Annotated in this window: 15 protein-coding genes; 6 read left to right on the top strand and 9 right to left on the bottom strand. The window is 59.9% G+C overall.

The genetic code is table 11. From position 1 onward, the window contains the following. Window positions 1–96 precede the first annotated feature (96 nt). From alr to dadA, 3 genes are all read right to left on the bottom strand, one after another. Window positions 97–1,170, bottom strand: coding sequence for an alanine racemase (gene alr, locus ACMXYJ_RS02245; RefSeq protein ID WP_415758636.1), 1,074 nt, complete (start codon window positions 1,168–1,170; stop codon window positions 97–99). A gap of 96 nt (window positions 1,171–1,266) precedes the next feature. Further along, window positions 1,267–1,620, bottom strand: a complete 354-nt coding sequence (locus ACMXYJ_RS02240) for a RidA family protein (RefSeq protein ID WP_008150191.1) — start codon at window positions 1,618–1,620, stop codon at window positions 1,267–1,269. After that, complete coding sequence (dadA, locus tag ACMXYJ_RS02235) at window positions 1,592–2,896, bottom strand: D-amino acid dehydrogenase (RefSeq protein ID WP_074880408.1); 1,305 nt, start codon at window positions 2,894–2,896, stop codon at window positions 1,592–1,594. Before dadA ends, ACMXYJ_RS02240 begins: the two co-directional genes overlap by 29 nt. 157 nt (window positions 2,897–3,053) lie before the next feature. Between dadA and ACMXYJ_RS02230 the strand changes: the two genes are divergently transcribed. Next, on the top strand, window positions 3,054–3,542 hold the full coding sequence (locus ACMXYJ_RS02230; RefSeq protein WP_003206849.1) for an Lrp/AsnC ligand binding domain-containing protein: 489 nt from the start codon (window positions 3,054–3,056) through the stop codon (window positions 3,540–3,542). Window positions 3,543–3,606: 64 nt separating this feature from the next. Here the strand turns inward: ACMXYJ_RS02230 and ACMXYJ_RS02225 are convergent, their stop codons facing one another. Next, window positions 3,607–3,960: a YkgJ family cysteine cluster protein gene (locus ACMXYJ_RS02225; protein WP_415758635.1), complete on the bottom strand. Its 354-nt coding sequence runs from the start codon at window positions 3,958–3,960 to the stop codon at window positions 3,607–3,609. A gap of 147 nt (window positions 3,961–4,107) precedes the next feature. On the opposite strand from ACMXYJ_RS02225, the gene ACMXYJ_RS02220 reads away from it, so the two are divergent. Beyond that, window positions 4,108–5,421 carry an NAD(P)/FAD-dependent oxidoreductase gene (locus ACMXYJ_RS02220; RefSeq protein ID WP_415758634.1) on the top strand — a complete coding sequence of 438 codons (1,314 nt, stop codon included), beginning with the start codon at window positions 4,108–4,110 and terminating at the stop codon, window positions 5,419–5,421. A gap of 108 nt (window positions 5,422–5,529) precedes the next feature. Here the strand turns inward: ACMXYJ_RS02220 and ACMXYJ_RS02215 are convergent, their stop codons facing one another. Then, window positions 5,530–5,775, bottom strand: a complete 246-nt coding sequence (locus ACMXYJ_RS02215; RefSeq protein ID WP_415758633.1) for a DUF1127 domain-containing protein — start codon at window positions 5,773–5,775, stop codon at window positions 5,530–5,532. 179 nt (window positions 5,776–5,954) lie between these two features. Between ACMXYJ_RS02215 and ACMXYJ_RS02210 the strand changes: the two genes are divergently transcribed. Both ACMXYJ_RS02210 and ACMXYJ_RS02205 read left to right on the top strand, forming a co-directional pair. Further along, complete coding sequence (locus tag ACMXYJ_RS02210; RefSeq protein WP_415758632.1) at window positions 5,955–7,388, top strand: PLP-dependent aminotransferase family protein; 1,434 nt, start codon at window positions 5,955–5,957, stop codon at window positions 7,386–7,388. A gap of 60 nt (window positions 7,389–7,448) precedes the next feature. Then, a complete protein-coding gene (locus tag ACMXYJ_RS02205) occupies window positions 7,449–9,017 on the top strand; it encodes a phospholipase D family protein (RefSeq protein WP_415758631.1) in 1,569 nt (522 codons plus the stop codon). On the opposite strand, the gene ACMXYJ_RS02200 is transcribed toward ACMXYJ_RS02205, so the two are convergent. Further along, entirely contained in the window at window positions 9,014–10,159 is a 1,146-nt protein-coding gene (locus tag ACMXYJ_RS02200) for an MFS transporter (RefSeq protein WP_415758630.1), read from the bottom strand. The two genes, ACMXYJ_RS02205 and ACMXYJ_RS02200, sit on opposite strands and share 4 nt — an antisense overlap. A 186-nt stretch (window positions 10,160–10,345) precedes the next feature. Further along, window positions 10,346–11,839, bottom strand: coding sequence for an aldehyde dehydrogenase (locus ACMXYJ_RS02195; RefSeq protein WP_415758629.1), 1,494 nt, complete (start codon window positions 11,837–11,839; stop codon window positions 10,346–10,348). Between the two features lie 238 nt (window positions 11,840–12,077). Between ACMXYJ_RS02195 and ACMXYJ_RS02190 the strand changes: the two genes are divergently transcribed. Next, window positions 12,078–12,440, top strand: coding sequence for a cupin domain-containing protein (locus ACMXYJ_RS02190; RefSeq protein ID WP_415758628.1), 363 nt, complete (start codon window positions 12,078–12,080; stop codon window positions 12,438–12,440). 189 nt (window positions 12,441–12,629) lie between these two features. Here ACMXYJ_RS02190 and rpmG read toward each other — a convergent pair whose 3' ends face one another. Together rpmG and rpmB are read right to left on the bottom strand one after the other, a co-directional pair. Beyond that, window positions 12,630–12,785 (bottom strand): 50S ribosomal protein L33, encoded by a 156-nt coding sequence (gene rpmG, locus ACMXYJ_RS02185; RefSeq protein WP_008150173.1) that lies wholly within the window; start codon window positions 12,783–12,785, stop codon window positions 12,630–12,632. A gap of 11 nt (window positions 12,786–12,796) precedes the next feature. Continuing rightward, window positions 12,797–13,030, bottom strand: a complete 234-nt coding sequence (gene rpmB / locus ACMXYJ_RS02180) for a 50S ribosomal protein L28 (RefSeq protein ID WP_007894701.1) — start codon at window positions 13,028–13,030, stop codon at window positions 12,797–12,799. 446 nt (window positions 13,031–13,476) lie between these two features. On the opposite strand from rpmB, the gene ACMXYJ_RS02175 reads away from it, so the two are divergent. Further along, the gene (locus ACMXYJ_RS02175) at window positions 13,477–15,063 is read left to right on the top strand and encodes an ABC transporter substrate-binding protein (RefSeq protein WP_415758627.1); all 1,587 of its coding nucleotides are present in this window, start codon (window positions 13,477–13,479) and stop codon (window positions 15,061–15,063) included. Window positions 15,064–15,134 lie beyond the last annotated feature (71 nt).

Genomic DNA, 15,134 nt, shown 5'->3' with positions numbered 1-15,134 from the left:
AATAATGAGCGTTATCATGGCGACAGCGTTCAGTATTTACAACACTTGGACCTGAATCCTGTTCGGCGAAGCGACTTTCGGTCGGAGCGCTTTAACCTAAGCCCGGGAATAGAGCATTGGCACCCGGCGCAGGTTGCAGAAGATCTGGTAAGGAATCGTGCCCGCGGCGGCGGCCACATCACTGGCGAGAATGTTTTTGCCCCACAACTCGACGGTCGAACCGAGGCCGGCTTGCGGCACATCGGTCAGGTCGATGCAGAGCATGTCCATCGACACCCGGCCAATCAACTGGCTGCGCTGCCCGGCAACCATCACGGGCGTACCGGTCGGTGCCTGGCGCGGATAGCCGTCGGCGTAACCCATGGCCACCACGCCCACGCGCATTGGTTTCTGGGTGATGAAGGTGGCGCCGTAACCGATCGGCTCGCCGGCCGGCAGTTCACGCACGCAGATCACTTTCGATTCGAGGGTCATCACTGGTTGCAGGCGGGACGCCACGGCATTGGCTTCTTCAAACGGAGTCGCGCCGTAGAGCATGATGCCCGGGCGCACCCAATCACTTGGAATCTGCGGCCAACCGAGCACTGCCGGCGAGTTGCGCAGGCTGACCTCGGCCGACAAACCCTGGCGCGCCGCTTCGAACACCGCGACCTGCTCGGCACTGGCCTGACTGTGCAGCTCATCGGCTCGGGCGAAGTGGCTCATCAGTACAATCTTCGCGACCTTGCCGCTGGCCAGCAGCCGTTGATAGCCCGCCTGATAATCCTTTGGATGCAAGCCCACCCGGTGCATGCCCGAATCGAGCTTGAGCCAGACCGTGATCGGCTTGCTCAGTGCAGCGTTCTCGATGGCTTCGAGCTGCCACAGCGAATGCACCACGCACCAGAAGTCATGCTCGACGATCAGCGACAGCTCATCGGCCTCGAAAAAACCTTCCAGCAGCAACACCGGCGCACGAATGCCCGCGGCTCGCAGCTCCAACGCTTCTTCGATGCAGGCCACGGCAAACCCGTCCGCCTCAGCTTCCAGCGCTTGGGCGCAACGCACCGCGCCATGACCGTAGGCATCGGCCTTGATCACCGCGAGGGCCTTGGCCCCCGTGACTTCACGGGCGATTTGGTAGTTGTGACGCAGGGCTTGAAGGTCGATCAGGGCACGGGCTGGACGCATGGCGGCAGACTTCTAGGCGGTCATGGGAAGAAAAACCGGCGCTGGCTGACGGCGTGAACCACCAGTAGCACCGGGAGAGGGATTTTTCAGACGGGTTTATGGCAGAGCGGCGACAACCGACAGCTCAACCAGGATTTCCGGTTCGCACAACTTCGATTCAACAGTGGCACGGGCCGGTGCGACGCCTTTTGGCAGCCACTTGTCCCAGACCGCGTTCATGCCTTCAAAGTGAGCATCGATGTCTTTCAAGTAAATCGTCACCGACAGCAAACGGCTCTTGTCGGTCCCGGCCAGATCCAGCAAACGCTCGATGTTGGCAAGCGTTTCACGGGTCTGCTGTTCAATCCCGGCGTTCATATCGTCGCCGACCTGCCCTGCCAGATACACGGTACCGCTGTGGACTACGATCTGGCTCATGCGCTCATTGGTGAGCTGGCGCTGGATTGACATGTTTTGCAGACTCCTGAAGTTTTTTTCCATAACGGGAAATATCGAGGCCTTCGGCGCTGATCTGCGGCGTTTTCTTCGCCATCAGATCGGCCAGCAAGCGACCGGAACCGCACGCCATGGTCCAACCAAGCGTGCCGTGACCCGTGTTCAAAAACAGATTGCTGAACGGCGTAGCACCCACGATCGGCGTGCCGTCCGGAGTGGTCGGACGCAGACCGGTCCAGAAACTCGCCTGGGCCAGATCGCCGCCCTGAGGATAGAGGTCGTTGACGATCATCTCCAGGGTTTCGCGCCGACGCGGGTTCAGCGACAGGTCAAAACCGGCTATTTCAGCCATGCCACCGACGCGGATGCGGTTGTCGAAACGGGTGATCGCGACCTTGTAGGTCTCGTCGAGAATAGTCGAAGTCGGGGCCATCGCCGGGTTAGTAATCGGCACGGTCAGGGAGTAACCCTTGAGCGGATACACCGGCGCCTTGATACCCAGCGGCTTAAGCAGCTGCGGCGAGTAACTGCCCAGCGCCAGCACGTAGCGATCAGCGGTTTCCAGCTTGCCGTCGATCCACACGCCATTGATGCGGTCGCCAGCGTAATCGAGGCGTTGAATGTCCTGGTCGAAGCGGAATTCCACACCCAGTTTGGTCGCCATTTCGACCAGGCGGGTGGTGAACATCTGGCAGTCGCCGGTCTGGTCGTTCGGCAGGCGCAGGGCACCGGCGAGGATGTCGGTGACGCTGGCCAGCGCTGGCTCAACGCGGGCAATGCCGGCGCGGTCGAGCAGTTCGAACGGCACGCCGGATTCTTTCAGCACGGCGATGTCTTTCCAGGCGCCGTCGAGTTGAGCCTGGGTGCGGAACAGTTGGGTGGTACCGAGGCTACGGCCTTCGTAGGCAATACCGGTTTCGGCGCGTAATTCGTCGAGGCAGTCACGGCTGTACTCGGACAGGCGGACCATGCGCTCCTTGTTCACCGCATAACGGCTGGCGGTGCAGTTGCGCAGCATCTGCGCCATCCACAGGTATTGGTCGATGTCAGCGGTGGCCTTGATCGCCAGCGGCGCGTGGCGCTGCAACAACCACTTGATGGCTTTAAGCGGAACACCCGGTGCAGCCCACGGCGAGGCATAACCCGGCGAAACCTGCCCGGCGTTGGCGAAACTGGTCTCCATGGCAGCGGCCGGCTGACGGTCCACGACCACCACTTCAAACCCGGCACGCGCCAGATAGTAAGCACTGGTGGTGCCGATGACGCCGCTACCCAAGACCATAACGCGCATTTTCATATCCCTCATCGCGGCTTGCCGCTGACGTTCGTAGTTGTCGAGCATTGATGTGCGCAGTGTAAAAAAGATTAGGCAGTGCTTTTCACTATATAAGTGCCTATATTTGGCGAGAATTCTCGGCAAAAACGCTTTTCACGGAGGCGCATCCCCTATGCGTACCAACACTCAGACCAAACGTGAGCTGGACAAGATCGACCGCAACATCCTGCGGATCCTGCAAGCGGACGGGCGTATCTCCTTCACCGAACTGGGGGAAAAGGTCGGGCTCTCGACCACGCCGTGTACCGAGCGGGTCCGGCGGCTGGAGCGCGAAGGAATCATCATGGGCTACAACGCCCGGCTGAATCCGCAGCACCTCAAGGGTAGTCTTCTGGTGTTCGTCGAGATCAGTCTCGACTATAAATCCGGCGATACTTTCGAAGAGTTCCGACGCGCGGTCCTGAAACTTCCCCACGTGCTGGAGTGCCATTTGGTGTCAGGAGATTTCGACTATCTGGTGAAGGCGCGGATTTCCGAGATGGCCTCGTACCGCAAACTGCTGGGCGACATCCTGCTCAAGCTGCCGCATGTGCGCGAATCCAAGAGCTATATCGTGATGGAAGAAGTAAAAGAGAGCTTGAATCTGCCGATTCCCGACTGAGCATTTTTCGGTGCCGGTTAGGGCCCCATCGCGAGCAAGCTCGCGATGGCGGCGACTAGGTCTACTAGACCAACACCTGCCGGGTGCTGGCCATGTACTCGTGAATCTGCTTCTCGACCCGCGGATGAATCAGCTCCACCGGTCCCCGCCCATTCGGGCACGGCAAGGTCTTGGTGGTGCCGAACAACCGGCAGATCAGCGGCCGCTCGTCATACACGGTGCAGCCGTTAGGTCCGAGATGCACACAGTTGAGCTCATCCATCGCCGCGTCCTGCTCGGCGCGGGTCTTGCGCGGCAGTCGGGACATTTCTTCCGGTGAGGTGGTGACCGGCCCACAGCAGTCATGGCAGCCGGGCACGCACTCGAACAAGGGAATCTGCTGCCGTAACGTGCGAATTTTCTGACTGTTGCAGCTCATCGAAGCGGTAACCAAAAGCGGAATAGAGCGGGATTCTGACGTAAAAGCCCCGATCCAGACAGCACCAACCGACCAGTGTTGCCCGTGCCCGAAGGTCCGGCTTATGCTCCGTCAAATTTTCTAAACACAAGAATCAGGTACACGCACATGAATGCCCGTGCTCAGCAACCGGCCCCGAACCACCAGCATCCTGCTTCTTACTACGCCGCCAGCAGCCTGCCGCAGCCCGAACATCCGGTGCTCACAGCCGACCTGGTGGCGGACGTGTGCGTGGTCGGTGGCGGGTTCTCCGGGTTGAACACGGCGCTCGAACTGGCCGAACGCGGCTTCAGTGTGATCCTGCTCGAAGCCCACAAAATTGGTTGGGGCGCCAGCGGACGCAACGGCGGGCAGTTGATTCGTGGCGTCGGTCATGGTCTCGATCAGTTCGCCAACGTGATCGGTGCGGACGGCGTGCGTCAGATGAAACTCATGGGCCTGGAAGCGGTGGAAATCGTCCGACAGCGCGTCGAGCGTTTTCAGATCCCTTGCGACCTCACGTGGGGCTATTGCGATCTGGCCAACAAACCCCGGGACCTCGAAGGTTTTGCCGAGGACGCCGAAGAGCTGCGCAGCCTCGGTTACCGTTACGAAACCCGTCTGCTGCAAGCCAGTGAAATGCATTCCGTTGTGGGTTCCGACCGCTACGTCGGCGGTTTGATCGACATGGGCTCGGGGCATCTGCATCCGCTGAACCTGGCACTGGGCGAAGCGGCCGCTGCGCTGCAGTTGGGGGTGAAGCTGTTCGAACAATCGGCGGTCACCCGCATCGATTATGGCCCCGAGGTCAAGGTCCATACCGCCCAGGGCTCGGTTCGCGCCAAGACGCTGGTGCTGGGCTGCAACGCCTACCTCAATGAACTCAATCCCGATCTCGGCGGCAAGGTGCTGCCCGCCGGCAGCTACATCATCGCCACCGAACCCTTGAGCGAAGAACTGGCTCACTCGCTGCTGCCGCAGAACATGGCGGTCTGCGATCAACGGGTGGCACTGGATTACTACCGGCTCTCGGCGGACCGACGCTTGCTGTTTGGCGGCGCCTGTCATTATTCAGGTCGCGACCCGAAGGACATCGCCGCCTACATGCAGCCGAAGATGCTGGAGGTTTTCCCGCAGCTGGCCGGGGTGAAGATCGACTATCAATGGGGCGGTATGATCGGCATCGGCGCCAACCGTCTGCCGCAGATCGGGCGGCTCAAGGACCAGCCGAATGTGTATTACGCCCAGGCTTATTCCGGTCATGGCGTAAATGCCACGCACCTCGCGGGGAAACTGTTGGCTGAGGCTATCAGTGGTCAGCAGGGTGGTGGGTTTGATCTGTTTGCCAAGGTGCCGCATATCACGTTCCCTGGCGGCAAGCATTTGCGCTCGCCGTTGTTGGCGTTGGGGATGTTGTGGCATCGGCTTAAAGAGTTGGTCTGACCTGATCGTTCCCACGCTCCTGCGTGGGAATGCATCCCGTGACGCTCTGCGTCACAGCGGACGCGGAGCGTCCGAGGCGGCATTCCCACGCGGAGTGAACGATCGTGACTAGATCCGCCAGAAGGGCTTAAGCCCCTCCTCCCGCGCCTGCTCCCGACTCAGCCCCACATCCCTCAGTTGCTCAGTCGTGAGCTCCAGCAACGCCTTGCGCGTGTGCAAACGATGCCAGAACAGAGCCCAGCGACTCAGGCCGGACGGTGCGTTGCGCATGACCGCCTCGCGTGCGCCGTTGATTTGCCCTGCCGCCAATTCCTGACTGTGTAACGTCAGCCGCACATCGCTCAAGCCGTTCATTTTGATTGCTCCTGTTTACTTGGGTAGCCAGAGCTTTCATGATGCGCGGACGGCAAAAAGCATTACAGATTCAACAAGACCGTATTAACTCCATACAGATTTTGCATTTCAGCGTCTGAATCCTATATTTTCGCCCCATCTGTACTGGTTAACCGAATCACCCAGACCGAGACTGCACCATGCCCCTTTACGTCAACCTCGCCGAACTGCTCGGCACGCGTATCGAACAGGGCTTCTATCGCCCCGGTGACCGGCTGCCGTCAGTGCGGGCGTTGAGTGTTGAACACGGCGTCAGCTTGAGCACGGTGCAGCAGGCGTATCGCGTGCTGGAAGACAGCGGCCTGGCGACACCTAAACCCAAGTCGGGCTACTTCGTACCAGTGGGTCGCGAACTGCCGGAGCTTCCGGCCATTGGTCGCCCGGCGCAGCGGCCGGTGGATATTTCCCAGTGGGATCAGGTGCTGGAACTGATCCGCGCGGTGCCACGCAAGGATGTGGTGCAACTGGGTCGCGGCATGCCGGACATCACCACGCCGACCATGAAACCGCTGCTGCGCAACCTAGCGCGAATCAGCCGGCGGCAGGACATGCCCGGTCTGTATTACGACAACATCTACGGCACCCTCGAACTGCGCGAACAGATTGCCCGTCTGCTGCTCGATTCCGGTTGCCAATTGACGGCCCACGACCTGGTGATCACCACCGGTTGTCACGAAGCGCTTTCCACCAGCATCCGCGCCATATGCGACCCGGGCGACATCGTAGCCGTGGACTCGCCAAGCTTTCACGGCGCCATGCAGACCCTCAAGGGCCTGGGCATGAAAGCCCTGGAAATCCCCACCGACCCGCTCACCGGGATCAGCCTAGATGCCCTCGAACTGGCCTTGGAACAATGGCCAATCAAGGCCATACAGTTGACCCCCAACTGCAACAACCCGCTGGGCTACATCATGCCGGAGTCGCGCAAACGCGCGCTGTTGACGCTCGCACAGCGTTTCGACGTAGCGATCATCGAGGACGATGTGTATGGCGAACTGGCCTACACCTATCCGCGCCCGCGCACGATCAAATCCTTCGACGAAGACGGCCGCGTCCTGCTCTGCAGTTCCTTTTCCAAGACCCTGGCACCGGGGCTGCGTATTGGCTGGGTGGCGCCGGGACGGTATCTGGAACGGGTGCTGCACATGAAATACATCAGCACCGGCTCCACCGCGCCGCAACCGCAAATTGCCATTGCAGAATTCCTCAAGGGCGGACACTTCGAACCGCATTTGCGGCGGATGCGCACTCAATACCAGCGCAATCGCGACGTGATGATCGATTGGGTCAGCCGCTATTTTCCGGCCGGTACCCGAGCCAGTCGCCCTCAGGGTAGTTTCATGCTCTGGGTCGAACTGCCGGAGGGTTTCGACACCCTGAAACTGAATCGTGCACTGCACGATCAAGGCGTACAGATTGCCGTCGGCAGTATCTTTTCCGCCTCGGGCAAATACCGCAATTGCCTGCGGATGAACTACGCTGCCAAGCCTACGCCGCAAATTGAAGAAGCGGTGCGCAAGGTCGGCGCCGCCGCGATCAAACTGCTCGCGGAAACCGACTGCTTCACCGACTGACCTTTCTCGGGAACCCAGCGTCCATATGCCGACACCTGCCGCCAATCGGAACGATCCCACGTGAGAGTCAGACAGCCCCTGCTCGCTCTTCTGTTACTCGCCTCGTTCCTCGGCGGCTGTGCGACGCTCAACGTTCCGCGCGAACCGAGCCAGGCGCTGCCCGCCAGTGACTCGGCGTTCGGTCGCTCGATTCAAGCTCAGGCTGCGCCCCACGAGGGGCAATCCGGCTTTCGCCTGCTGTCCGACAGCACCGAAGCCTTCACGGCCCGCGCAGAGCTGATCCGCAACGCCCAAAGCAGCCTGGATTTGCAGTACTACATCGTGCATGACGGCATCAGCACACGGATGCTGGTGGACGAACTGCTCAAGGCCGCCGACCGCGGCGTGCGCGTGCGCATTCTGCTCGACGACACCACCAGCGATGGCCTGGACCGGATCATCGCCACGCTGGCGGCGCATCCGCAGATCCAGATCCGTGTGTTCAACCCATTGCACCTTGGCCGCAGTACCGGCGTGACACGAACGGCGGGACGGTTGCTCAACCTGTCGCAGCAACACCGACGCATGCACAACAAGCTGTGGCTGGCCGACAACAGCATCGCCATCGTCGGTGGACGCAATCTGGGGGATGAGTACTTCGATGCCGAACCCAACCTGAATTTCACTGACATCGACATGCTCAGCGTCGGCCCGGTCGCCGAACAGCTGGGGCACAGTTTCGACCAATACTGGAACAGTGCGCTGAGCAAGCCGATCGACGAGTTCCTCTCGAGCAAACCGACGGCCCGGGACCTGGAAAACACCCGGACCCGACTGGAAGAATCGCTTGAGGAAACACGCAAACAGAATCACGCGCTCTACCAGCAGTTGATGACCTACACCACGCACCCGCGCCTGGCAATCTGGCGTCGGGAGTTGATCTGGGCCTGGAACCAGGCACTGTGGGACGCGCCGAGCAAGGTGCTGGCCGACGGCGAGCCCGACCCGCAGTTGCTGCTGACCACGCAGTTGGCGCCCGAGCTCAATGGCGTCAGCAAAGAGCTGATCATGGTTTCGGCCTACTTCGTACCCGGCCAGCCGGGGCTGGTGTACCTGACCGGGCGCGCCGATGCCGGGGTGTCGGTGAGCCTGCTGACCAACTCACTGGAAGCCACTGACGTCCCGGCGGTGCATGGCGGTTACGCGCCGTATCGCAAGGCACTGCTGGAGCATGGCGTGCAGCTGTTCGAAATGCGTCGCCAGCCTGGCGAAGGTGGCGGCAGCGGACCCCATCTGTTTTACAGCAAGTCCTACCGCGGCTCCGACTCCAGCCTGCACAGCAAGGCAATGATTTTCGACCAGCAGAAGTCTTTCATCGGCTCGTTCAATTTCGACCCGCGCTCAGTGCTGTGGAACACCGAAGTCGGAGTGCTGGTGGACAGCCCGGAACTCGCCGCACGCGTGCGTGAACTGGCGTTTCAAGGCATGGCTCCGGCCCTGAGTTATCAGGCGAAACTGGAAAATGGCCAGGTCGTCTGGGTTACCGAGGACGACGGAAAACTGCACACGCTAACCAAGGAGCCGGGGACTTGGTGGCGTCGCTTTAATTCGTGGATGAGCACCACCGTTGGCCTTGAGCGGATGCTCTAGGCAGGTTCGGCCACAGTGCCAAATGCTCCTTGCCGCGACAGCAGAATCACCAACCCCAGCGCACCGGCCGCCATCAGCAGTGGCAACGCATGCCCGCTGATCCACTGACTGCCGGCACCGGCCGCCAGCGGTCCGATCAGGCAACCGATACCCCACAGCTGCGCGATATGCGCATTGGCGCGCACCAGCGCATCGTCGCGATAGCGCTCGCCGATCAGGATCAGTGACAAGGTGAACAAGCCGCCGGCACTGGCACCGAACAACACCCACAACGGCCAGATCAGCAACGTGTCGATCAACAACGGGATGGCCAGGCTCGATATCAGCAGGACCACCGCACACCCGGTGAACAACGTACGTCGCGACAAGCGATCAGCCAGCGCGCCAATCGGCAATTGCAGCAAGGCATCACCCACCACCACCGTGCTGACCATCGCCAACGCAATGTCCGTCGTAAAGCCCTGACGCAGGCAATACACCGGCAACAACGTCAGGATCATCGCTTCGAACGCTGCGAACAGCGACACCGCCCAGGCAATCGCCGGCAGGCCACGACAGAAGACCAGCAAGTCGCTGAAGGTCACACTGCAGGCTTCACTGGTCGGTGCGCCGCTGCGGCCCAGCAACAGGAGCGGTGCCGCCATCAGCAAACCGACGCCGACCCAGAATCCGTAATCGTGTTCGGTGCCCACAACGCCAAGCAGCAACGGCCCGGCCAGCTGACTCAGCGCATAACTGCTGCCATACAGCGCCACCAATCGACCGCGCCATTGTTCGACCACCAACTGGTTGATCCAGCTTTCGCCGAGGATGAAGACGAGGGTCAGGATCACCCCGATCATCAGTCGCAATACCAGCCAAATCGGATAGCTTGGCAACAGCGCCAGCAAACCGATGGACAACGCCCCGGCCCACAGGCACAAGCGCATCAGATTGGCCGTGCCCAGACGCGCGGCCAGATGGCTGGAGATCTTTGCCCCCAGCAATACGCCAATGGCAGGCATTGCTGCCATCACACCGATGGCGAACGAGCCGTAACCCCAGCCTTCCAGGCGAAACGACACCAACGGCATGCTGACGCCCAAGGCCAGGCCGACACTCAAGACAGACGCCAACACGGCGAAATAAGTCGCCCAACGCATTTCCCACGCTCCTGTGGATACTTTTTGTACAGCACAAAACACTGTGGGAGCGAGCCTGCTCGCGATGACGGTACAACATTCAACATTTCCGTCGACTGTCACACCGCAATCGCGAGCAGGCTCGCTCCCACATAGGATCTGAGTCGTTTGGGAGGCCTGTTACTGCGACAAGCCTCCTTTAACGACTTACAACTTGATCCAGGTCGCCTTCAGCTCGGTGTACTTGTCGAACGCATGCAGCGACTTGTCGCGACCGTTGCCGGACTGCTTGAAGCCACCAAACGGAGCCGTCATGTCGCCACCGTCATACTGGTTGACCCACACGCTACCCGCGCGCAGTGCCTTGGCAGTCAGATGGGCCTTGGAAATATCCTTGGTCCACACTGCTGCGGCCAAGCCGTAAGGGGTGTCGTTGGCAATCGCAATGGCTTCTTCGGCGGTATCGAAAGTGATCACCGACAGCACTGGGCCGAAGATTTCTTCCTGAGCGATTTTCATCGCGTTGCTGACGCCGTCGAAAATCGTTGGCTCAACGTAGGTGCCACCGGTTTCCTGAAGAATGCGCTTGCCGCCCGCTACCAGTTTGGCGCCGTCGGTGTGGCCGGATTCGATATAGGAAAGCACGGTGTTCATCTGCTGAGTATCCACCAGCGCGCCGACGTTGGTCGCCGGATCCAGCGGGTTGCCCGGCTTCCAGGTTTTGAGGGCCTCGATCACCAGCGGCAGGAATGTATCCTTGATCGAACGCTCCACCAGTAGGCGCGAGCCGGCGGTGCAGACTTCGCCCTGGTTGAAGGCGATGGCACCGGCAGCCGATTCAGCGGCAGCTTGCAGGTCCGGCGCATCGGCGAACACGATGTTCGGGCTCTTGCCGCCGGCTTCGAGCCAGACGCGCTTCATGTTCGATTCGCCGGAGTAGATCAGCAGTTGCTTGGCGATTTTGGTCGAACCGGTGAACACCAGGGTGTCCACATCATTGTGCAGCGCCAGGGCCTTGCCGACGGTGTGACCGTAACCTGGCAGGACGTTCAACACGCCTTTCGGGATGCCGGCCTCAACGGCCAGCGCAGCGATGCGAATGGCGGTCAGCGGGGATTTTTCGGATGGCTTGAGGATCACCGAGTTACCGGTGGACAGCGCCGGGCCGAGTTTCCAGCACGCCATCATCAGCGGGAAGTTCCACGGCACGATCGCGCCGACGACGCCGACCGGTTCGCGGGTCACCAGACCCAACTGGTCATGGGGCGTCGCGGCCACTTCATCGTAGATCTTGTCGATGGCTTCACCGCTCCAGCTCAGGGCTTGCGCCGCGCCGGGAACGTCAATGTACAGGGAATCGCTGATTGGCTTGCCCATGTCCAGGGTTTCAAGCAGGGCCAGCTCTTCGGCGTGCTGCTTTAGCAGGCCGGCAAAACGGATCATGGTGGCTTTGCGTTTGGTCGGCGCCAGGCGCGACCAGACGCCGGAATTGAAGGTGGCGCGAGCGTTTTCAACAGCGCGCTGGGCGTCGGCGGCGTCACAGCTGGCAATCTTGCCCAGCAGACGGCCATCGACCGGGCTGATGCACTCGAAGGTCTCGGCGGAGACAGCATCGGTGTATTCGCCATTGATGTAGGCGCGGCCTTCGATCTTCAGATCGCGAGCCCGTTGTTCCCAATCGGCACGAGTCAGGGTGGTCATACGAGTGTCCTCCTCTTATTGAATACGAACGCTCCACGGTCTTCGCGGGCGCTGTCAGGAATTCTGCCTGGCCAGCCTGCTTTTTCGGCCCAAGGCAACTGCCACCCTAAACCAGTGGCCGGGGTTGTTTCAATATATTTGACACAAGGTCGGCAAACGGCCTTGCAGTGTTCATTTTAATAAACATAGACTTTGGACTTTCCAACCACTCGCGCCGCAATCACGGGGGATTACAAGAATGAGCATCCAGGACATCGTCGACTTCAACCAGGCCACCACCCAGCCCGATCGCTATCGACCAGACCCGGCGAAAGTCCTCAAGGGCGACCCTGAACAAGCAGTGTACAACCACTACAACAGCCCTTGCGGCCAGATGAGCGCAGGTGTGTGGGAAGGCGAAGTCGGCCAGTGGCATGTGAACTACACCGAGCATGAATACTGCGAAATCGTTCAGGGCGTTTCAGTGCTGCGCGACAACGAAGGCAACGGCAAGACCCTGCGCGTGGGCGATCGCTTCGTGATCCCGGCCGGGTTCAGAGGCACCTGGGAGGTGCTGGAGCCGTGCCGCAAGATCTATGTGGTGTTTGAACAGAAAGCCTGAAGATTTTTGCTGCCTGGGCTGGCCTCATCGCGAGCAAGCTCGCTCCCACAGGGGGTTTGCGTCGATCACAAAACCTGTGGGAGCGAGCTTGCTCGCGATGAGGGCCTGACAGCCAACACAAAACCTGCAGGCCACAAAAAAGGCCCGTATCTCGCGATACAGGCCTTTTTTGTAAGTCGGAAAAATCAATTACTTGATTTTGCCTTCTTTGTACATCACGTGCTTGCGAACGCGCGGATCGAACATGCGCTTTTCGAGCTTGTCCGGAGTAGTACGCTTGTTCTTGTCGGTAGTGTAGAAGTGACCAGTACCGGCGCTAGAAATCATTCGAATCAATTCACGCATGATTAGCTCCCTTAGATCTTGCCAGCTTTGCGAATTTCGGCCAGCACGACAGTAATGCCACGCTTGTCGATGATACGCATGCCTTTGGCAGATACGCGCAGACGCACGAAACGTTTCTCTTCTTCAACCCAGAAGCGGTGATGCTGCAGGTTCGGCAGGAAACGACGACGGGTTTTGTTGTTTGCGTGGGAAATGTTATTCCCAGTCACCGGACCCTTACCGGTAACTTGACATACTCTCGACATGCCTCAGCCCTCTAAAACCACATGCCCAACCCGGCATGGGTTGGCCGCTTAATCTCTCAGTCATTTGGCGCCAGGCGCCGCGTTTCTTTAGAGGTCTTACCGGCTACACCTACAGTGAAGGAACCGGGCCCCTAGAAAAGAGCGCTGCTTTATACCAGAAAGACTGGAGAGCAACAACATTCCGTGCGCACAGACTTAATAAAAACCCCGTTTTTCTGGCTCTGAGCGCCTTGGATAAAGGCTATCGTCGATGAAGACCGCTCGTCGCAGAGAATCGGCCAACAGGCCAATCCAGGGTTTTGCTCAACCGGTACTCACCGAAAACAATCGCCTATAGTCCCCTTAAAATGAAAAAGGGGATAGTCATTTACAAAAGAGCCCACTAGGGTAAGCCTTTTCCAGACTGCACTTGCAGATGGGCCTTCGATCTGTAAAGGAATCCGACCATGCGCCTCGCTGCCCTACCGCTGTTGCTCGCCCCTCTTCTGCTGAGCCCATTGGCCCATGCCGCCGCGCTAAGCGTCTGCACTGAGGCAAGCCCGGAAGGGTTCGACGTGGTGCAATACAACTCGCTGACCACCACCAACGCCTCGGCCGACGTGCTGATGAACCGTCTGGTGGACTTCGATACCGCCAGCGGCAAAGTGGTCGCCAGCCTTGCCGACAGCTGGGAAGTCACGCCCGACGGCCTGACCTATGTATTCAAACTGCACCCGCAGGTGAAATTCCACCGCACCGAATACTTCAGTCCGACGCGTGACCTGACCGCCGAGGACGTGAAGTTCAGCTTCGACCGCATGCTCGACCCGGCAAACCCGTGGCACAAGGTCGCCCAGAGTGGCTTCCCGCACGCCCAGTCGATGCAATTACCGGCGCTGATCAAGAAGATCGACTCGTTGGACCCGCTGACCATACGGTTCACCCTCGACCACCCGGACTCGACCTTCCTCGCGACACTGAGCATGGGCTTCGCTTCGATCTACTCCGCCGAATACGCCGACAAACTGCTGAAGGTCGGCACCCCGGAAAAGCTCAACAGCCAGCCAATCGGCAGCGGGCCGTTCATCTTCACGCGCTTCCAGAAAGATGCTTCGATCCGCTATAAGGCCAACCCGGACTACTTCCGCGGCAAGCCTTCGGTGGATCCACTGATTTTCGCCATCACCCCTGACGCTAATGTGCGTTTGCAGAAATTGCGCCGCAACGAGTGCCAGATCGCCCTGTCGCCCAAGCCTCTGGACGTACAGGCAGCGCTGAAAGAACCGACCCTGAAAGTCGAAAAGACTGACGCCTTCATGACCGCGTTCGTCGGCATCAACAGCCAGCATCCGCCGCTGGACAAGCCTGAAGTGCGCCAGGCGATCAACCTCGCGTTCGACAAGGCCAACTACGTCAAAGCCGTGTTCGAAGACACCGCCGAACCTGCCAACGGTCCATACCCGCCGAACACCTGGAGCTATGCCAAAGGCCTGCCGGGTTACCCGCATGACGTCGAAAAAGCCAAAGCACTCATGGCGAAGGCCGGGCTCAAGGATGGTTTCCAGACCACCATCTGGACCCGACCTTCCGGCAGCCTGCTGAACCCGAACCCGAGCCTCAGCGCTCAAATGCTGCAATCGGACCTCGCGGAAATCGGTATTCAGGCCGAGATTCGGGTGATCGAATGGGGCGAACTGATTCGCCGCGCCAAGGCCGGTGAACACGATCTGTTGTTCATGGGCTGGGCGGGCGACAACGGTGACCCGGACAACTTCCTCACGCCGCAGTTTTCCTGCGCCGCGGTCAAATCCGGCACCAACTTCGCCCGCTATTGCAATCAGGACCTGGACAAGCTGATCAGCGCCGGCAAGACCACCGGCGAGCAAGGTGTGCGCACCAAGCTCTACGAACAGGCCCAGGCACAGATCCAGCAGCAGGCGCTGTGGCTGCCGCTGGCCCACCCGACCGCCTTCGCGCTGACGCGCAAGGACGTTGAGGGCTATCAGGTCAGCCCGTTTGGTCGTCAGGATTACTCGAAGGTCATCCTCAAATAACCCGCCATACACAAAACCTGTAGGAGTGAGCCTGCTCGCGATTGCAATCTTTCAGTTACCGGGCAAGGTGA

The organism is Pseudomonas arabinosi (genome assembly GCF_047758675.1).
GTDB lineage: Bacteria > Pseudomonadota > Gammaproteobacteria > Pseudomonadales > Pseudomonadaceae > Aquipseudomonas > Aquipseudomonas arabinosi.
This window is presented reverse-complemented; position numbering and strand designations above follow the sequence as displayed.